At 69.1% G+C, this 6,435-nt stretch carries 4 protein-coding genes; all 4 read left to right on the top strand.

From position 1 onward, the window contains the following. The first annotated feature begins 83 nt into the window (after nucleotides 1-83). From R5H30_RS01580 to R5H30_RS01565, 4 genes are read left to right on the top strand one after another with little or no spacing between them, the layout of a single operon-like run. Nucleotides 84-398 (top strand): DUF3467 domain-containing protein, encoded by a 315-nt coding sequence (locus tag R5H30_RS01580; protein WP_318326230.1) that lies wholly within the window; start codon nucleotides 84-86, stop codon nucleotides 396-398. A gap of 1 nt (nucleotide 399) precedes the next feature. Continuing rightward, nucleotides 400-2,268 (top strand): GAF domain-containing protein, encoded by a 1,869-nt coding sequence (locus R5H30_RS01575; RefSeq protein WP_318326229.1) that lies wholly within the window; start codon nucleotides 400-402, stop codon nucleotides 2,266-2,268. 7 nt (nucleotides 2,269-2,275) lie between these two features. Beyond that, a complete protein-coding gene (locus R5H30_RS01570) occupies nucleotides 2,276-4,417 on the top strand; it encodes a PqqD family peptide modification chaperone (protein WP_318326228.1) in 2,142 nt (713 codons plus the stop codon). Continuing rightward, nucleotides 4,410-6,428, top strand: a complete 2,019-nt coding sequence (locus R5H30_RS01565; protein WP_318326227.1) for a preprotein translocase subunit SecA — start codon at nucleotides 4,410-4,412, stop codon at nucleotides 6,426-6,428. The genes R5H30_RS01570 and R5H30_RS01565 overlap by 8 nt, the downstream gene beginning before the upstream one ends. Nucleotides 6,429-6,435 lie beyond the last annotated feature (7 nt).

The following is a 6,435-nucleotide window of genomic DNA, read 5'->3' as shown; positions in this document are numbered from 1 at the left end:
AGTCTTGGCCTGAAGGGCCCAAGTGTGGTTAGCTGATCGTGGCGCATTTCGCGCCGCGATCGAACGGTTTGGGGGCGTATCGAATGGCGGACGGGCAGGACACTTCCGAGGCAAAGCGTAACGGGGACGAACGGAAAGCCTCGCAGATCCAGTGGGATGACACGAAGATGGCGACGAACTTCGCCAACGTCGTGAACATCCAGGGGACCCGTGAGCAGGTCGAACTGTTTTTTGGCACCAACCGCACGTGGAACGTGCAAGCGGGTGGTCCGATGGAAGTGGACCTGACCAACCGGCTGATCCTCACGCCCCTCGCGGCCAAGCGCATGAGCACCATTCTGAACAACGTGCTGCGCGAGTACGAGCAGCGCCACGGAGCGCTGTCGCTCGACACCTGAGATGGACGGCGACGTCAAGAACCCGGGCGACGTCGCGGCGCCGAACGGACGGCCCGATTTTCTCGATGCGGCGGCCTGGCGCCGGCTGACGACGGCTGAAAGCATGACCGAGGCCGCCGGTCACTGGTGCGCACTCATGGCGGGCCAGCTCGGCGGCGCTGCGGTGGTTTGCGTAATGGTCCCGCCAGAGGAAGGCGGGCCGCCTGCGCGGATCGCCGGGTGGCCGGCCAACCGGGTTCCGGACGGCAATGTCGCCGCTGCCGCGGCGGCCGCTTTCGAAAGCCGGCGCGGTGTGGTCCGCGCCGGTGCGGATGGAGCGGGGGCGACGGCTCTGGCGGTTCCGGTCGTGCTTGACGGTGTCGCGGGCGCGGTTTGCGCGGCTGAGGTGGCCGACGCCGGTGACGGTGCGGTGCGCACTGCCATGCGCCGCCTGCAATGGGGCAGCGCGTGGCTGAGCGACCTGATGCGGGGCGAGGCGGCCGGGGTCGAGCGCGCCCGGATGGCGACCGTGGGCCATGCGCTGCATGTTGTCGTGGCGGCTGCCGAGACCGAAGGCTTCGAGGCTGCCTGCCGGGCGGCCTGCACCGATCTGGCGCAGCGCTTCGGCTGTGACCGGGTCGCCATCGGCACGCGCCGCTTCGGGCGGTCCCAGGTTCGGGCGATCTCGCACACGGCGCAATTCGGCAAGCGGATGAACCTCGCGCGGCAGCTGAGTGCCGCGATGGACGAAGCCATCGACCAGAGGACCGTGGTCATGCATCCGCCCGCAGCCGATACCGAGGTGATCGCCGCGAACGCCGCCGCGGCGCTGGCACGGGCGCAGGCCGTGGCCCATGTTCTGACCGTCCCGCTTTACGCCGTTGATCGCTACATCGGCGCAGTGACGCTGGAGCGCCCGCAAGGCCGGCCGTTCGATGCCGCCGAGGCCGAAACGCTCGAGGCCATCGCCACCACGCTTGCACCGATCCTCGAGGAAAAGCGCCAGAACGACCGCTGGCTTGTCACCAAGCTCGCCGTGGCCGTTGGCGCGCAGGCCCGGCGCCTGCTCGGTCCCGGCCGCGTCGGCTACAAGCTGACGGTTCTGGCAGGGCTCGCCTTGGCCGCGTTCTGCTATTTCGCCATGGCCGATTACAGGGTTTCGGCCGATGCCTCCGTCGAGGGCTCGGTGCGTCGCGCGGTGGTGGCGGCCTATGACGGCTACGTCGCCGAAGCGCCGGTGCGGGCCGGCGACCGGGTGTCGGAGGGCGATCTGCTGGTGCGGATGGACGATCGCGACCTCGCGCTCGAACGGCTGCGGCTGGTCACGGCGCGGCAGCGGATCGAGTTGGAGTACGAAGGCGCCATCGCCGAGCGCGACCGCGCCGAGGCGCGCATCAAGCAGACCCAGATCGCCCAGACCGATGCGCAGATCGGGCTTTTCGACGCCCAACTCAAACGGGTGCGCCTGACGGCACCGTTCGACGGGCTGGTGGTCTCGGGCGATCTCAGCCAGTCGGTCGGGGCGGCGGTGCGGCGCGGCGAGGTACTGCTCGAGGTGGCGCCGCTCGACGCATACCGCGTCGTGCTCAGCGTGGACGAGCGCCAGATCGCGGATGTCGCCGTCGGCCAGACCGGCACGCTGCTTGTGTCCGCCCTGCCGAACGAGCCCTTCCCGATCCGGGTCGAAAAGATCACGCCCGTCGCGGAGTATGCGGACGGGCGCACGACTTTCCGGGTCGAGGCGGCGCTGACCGGTGAGGCCGCACGCCTGCGCCCAGGGATGGAAGGGGCCGCGAAGATCGACATCGACCGTCGGCGCCGCATCGCGATCTGGACCAAGCCCGCGCTCGACTGGGCGCGGATCTGGACCTGGCGCTGGCTGGAGTGGTGACGGAACGATGGCGACGCAGTTCTTGTCCTCGGATTGGTACAGGGTCGCCGACCTGCGCCTGCGCCTGCGCAGCCATGTCGAGATCCACCGCCAGATGTTCCGGGGCGGCATCTGGTATGTCGTGCAGGATCACCACAACGGCCGCTTCCACCGGATATCGCCCAGCGGCAACCTGATCCTGAACCTGATGGACGGACGCCGCAGCGTCGCCGCATTGTGGGAAATCGCCTGCGAGCGTTTTCCGGACGACCCGCCGACCCAGGACGAGGTGATCCGCCTGCTGTCCCAGCTGCACCGCTCGGATCTGATCGCCGGCGAGACGCCGCCCGACCTCGACGAGATCGCGCGGCGCGCCGAAAGCCAGGCCCGGCGCAGCTTGGTCCAGAAGATCCGAAATCCTCTGGCGATGCGGTTTCCGCTGCTTGATCCGAATACCTTTCTCGACCGCACCGTGTGGCTGGCGCGGCCCGTCTTCACGATCTGGGGGCTCCTTCTTTGGCTTGCCGTTGTCACCTGGGGCGCAACCCTGCTGGTGCTGCACTGGACGGAAGTCACCGGCGGCCTTGTCGACCGGGTGCTCACCGTCGAGAACCTGTTCCTGGCCTTGCTGGCCTATCCGCTGGTGAAAGCGGTGCACGAGTTGGGCCATGCCTATGCCACCAAGGTCTGGGGCGGCGAGGTGCACGAGATCGGCGTCATGCTGCTGGTGTTGATTCCGGTGCCGTACGTCGACGCCTCGGCCTCGTCAGCCTTCGCCAGCAAGCGGCGCCGGGCGGTCGTCGCCGGGGCCGGGATCATGGTCGAACTGGCGCTGGCCGCACTTGCGCTGGTGTTCTGGCTCAACGCCGAGCCCGGGATCGCCCGGGCCTTCGCCTTCAACGTCATGCTTGTCGGCGGCATCTCGACGCTGTTTTTCAACGGCAACCCGCTGCTGCGGTTCGACGGCTACTTCGTGCTCAGCGATCTCATCGAGATTCCAAACCTCGGAAGCCGCTCGAACGCCTATCTCGGCTATCTCGCGCAGCGCTACGCCTTCGGCAAGCATGAAGCCGAAAGCCCGGTGACCGCGCGCGGCGAGCGGGGGTGGTTCGTGGTCTACGCCGTCGCCGCCTTTCTCTATCGCATCTTCATCTCGATCACGATTTCTCTTTTCGTGGCCTCGAAGTTCTTTTTCATCGGGGTAATGCTGGCGATCTGGGCCGTCGCCAATGCGTTGGTGCTGCCGCTGGTCAAGGGGATCTGGTTCGTGATGACCAGCGCCAAGCTTCGGCGTCGGCGCGCCCGCGCGTTGGGCGTCGTCGGCACCACCGCCGCGGCCTTGGGCGTCGCAGCCTTCCTGCTGCCGATCCCCTACGGCTCGGTGGCGCAGGGCGTGGTCTGGCTTGAGGAAGAGCAGGTGCTGCGTGCCGGGGCCGACGGCTTCGTGAGCCACACGCAGCCCGGCGCGGTGACCGCGGGAGGCGATGTGCTGGCGCTTGAGGAACCATCGCTGTCCGCCGAGACCGATCTGATCGCCGCGCGCCTCGACGAGATGCGCCTGCGGCTCAACTCGGTGCTCGTGCTCGATCGCGTGCAGGAGGACGTGCTGCGCGCGCAGGTCGCGCATCTCGAAAGCCGGCTGGCGCTGGCCCGGGCCAAGGCCGAGGCGCTAACGGTGAGCGCCCCCTCGGATGGTCTGGCGGTGCTGCCGCTGGCCGAGGATTCGCCGGGGCGTTTCCTGACGCAGGGCGATCTGGTCGGCTATCTTGTCAACGAGCGCCCGCTGAAGCTGAGGGTCGCGGTCCCGCAGGCGGATGCGGACCTCGTCCTGTCGCGCACCGAGGCGGTGGCCGTGCGGTTCGCCAGCGACCTCGGAACCGTTCACGCGGCTCGTATTCTGCGCGAGACGCCGGGCGGTGCCGCACGCCTGCCGAGCCGCGCGCTGGCCGCGGACGGCGGCGGCGGTCCTTTCGTGGTCGACCCGGCCGATCCCGAACGGCTGCGCGCCTTCGACGTCGCCTTCCAGTTCGAACTCGCACTCCGCGCGCCGCACCCGGTATCCCTCGTCGGCGAACGTGTCTACGTGCGCTTCGATCACGGCTGGGAACCCGTCGCTCCCCGGCTCTGGCGCACCGTGCGCCAGCTTTTCCTGGCGCGGTTCAATGTCTGAGGCGGTGTTGCACCAGCCTGCGCCCACGCTCGCGGGGCGCGACGGGCGGCGGTTGTTGGCGGAAGTCTATGCCGAAAGAAGCGAGGCCTACGACAGCAGGCTCGACCGCTCGGCGAGGCGTCTTGGCGCGCCGCTGACCTCGGCGCTGGCGCGGACGAGATGCGGGGGTGCGCGCCGTTTCGTGGCCCGGGTCGCGGCAGAGGGCGCGGCTTTGGAGCGATTGAGCGACGCCGACCTCCACAATAGAGTTGCGCGCGTGCGCACCGCATTGCGCCGTCAGGAGACGCTTTCGGGCACGCCCCTGGTCCGCGCCTTTGCTCTGGTGCGCGAGGCCGCCTTCCGGACGCTCGGCATCCGCCACTATGACGTGCAGGTCCGCGGCGCCTACGCAATGGCGCGCGGCGCGGTGGCCGAGATGCGCACCGGCGAAGGCAAGACGCTGACCGCCGTTCTCGTTGCCGCCGCCCACGCGCTGGCCGGCCGACCGGTCCATGTCATCACCTCGAACGACTATCTCGCCAGGCGCGACGGCGAGGAGATGGGGCCGCTTTACCACTGGCTCGGGCTTGGCGTCGGTATCGTTCAGCCGGGCCAGACGCCGCACGAGCGCCGCGCCGTCTACGCCGCCGACGTGGTCTACGGCACCAACAAGGAGATCGCTTTCGACTACCTGCGCGACCGCATCGTGCTGCGCGACAAGCCGGGCAACCTGCGGCGCAAGCTTGCCCTTTTGGAAGGCGGCGCCGAGATGGCCGAGCTGCGCCTGCGTGGTCTGCATGTCGCCATCGTCGACGAAGCCGACAGCGTCATGATCGACGAGGCGCGTACACCGCTGCTGATCTCGCGCCAGGGGCGCGACACGGTAGATCTGGCTCTCTTCGAGCGTGCGCGCGAGGCGGCGGCAAGTCTGGTCGAACGGCGCGACTTTCGCTTGTCGCCGACGCAAGACAGCGTCGAACTGACCGAAGCCGGGCGCGACCGGCTCGAGGAGATGGCCGAGGAGGACGAGGGCGCGTTCCGCGTGGCCGTGATCCGCGAACACGCGGTGACCCAGGCGCTTGCGGCCGCCCATGTCTTCCGGCTCGACGAGCATTACATCGTGCGCGGCGGCAAGGTGATGATCGTCGACGAGTTCACCGGGCGCACCATGGCCGACCGCAGCTGGTCGGACGGGCTGCACCAGATGATCGAGTTGAAAGAAGGGCTCGAGCCGACGCCGGCGAACGAGACGCTGGCGCGCATGACCTACCAGCGCTTCTTCCGGCGCTACCGGACCCTCGCCGGGATGACCGGCACGGCGCGCGGCGCGGCCTGGGAATTCTGGTCGGTCTACGGCCTGCCGGTGGTGCGCGTGCCGACCAACAAGCCCGACCGCCGGCGCTTCGAGACCGACCGGGTCTTTTCCGGCACTCCGGCCAAGTGGGACGCGATCGACGCGCTTGTCGCGGAGCTTCATGCGGGCGGGCACCCGGTGCTGCTGGGCACGAAATCCGTTGCCAGCGCCGAGGAGGCGAGCCGGCGGCTTGATGCCGCGGGCGTGCCGCACCAGGTGCTGAGCGCGTCGCAGGACGCCGAGGAGGCCGAGAAGATCGCGCGCGCCGGGATGCGCGGGATGGTGACGGTCGCAACCAACATGGCCGGCCGCGGCGTCGACATTCGACTGCCACCGGAGGTGGCGGCGACAGGCGGCCTGACCGTCATCCTGTCCGAGCGCCACGATAGTCAGCGCGTCGACTTGCAGCTTGCCGGACGCTGCGGCCGGCAGGGCGACCCGGGCCGGGTCTTCACCTGCATTTCTCTGGGCGACGATTCGATGCTGGGCGCCGGGGCGGCGGGGATGCGCCGGATCGCGCGCGCGGTGCTGGCGATGCTGGGGCAGGGCGCGGCCGGTTTCCTCGTCCGGCATCGGCAGCGGCAGGTCGAGCAGCGCCACGCCCGGATGCGCCGCGATCTTCTCGAGGCAGACAAGAGTCTGCGCGATATCCTGGCGCTGTCCGGACAGGGGGAATAGGATATGG

The sequence above is a fragment of the Roseobacter sp. FCG-D35 genome, assembly GCF_033436665.1.
Taxonomy (GTDB): Bacteria; Pseudomonadota; Alphaproteobacteria; order Rhodobacterales; family Rhodobacteraceae; genus JAWQFO01.
The sequence above is the reverse complement of the archived record's forward strand: the minus strand, read 5'-3'. Positions and strand labels throughout refer to the sequence as shown.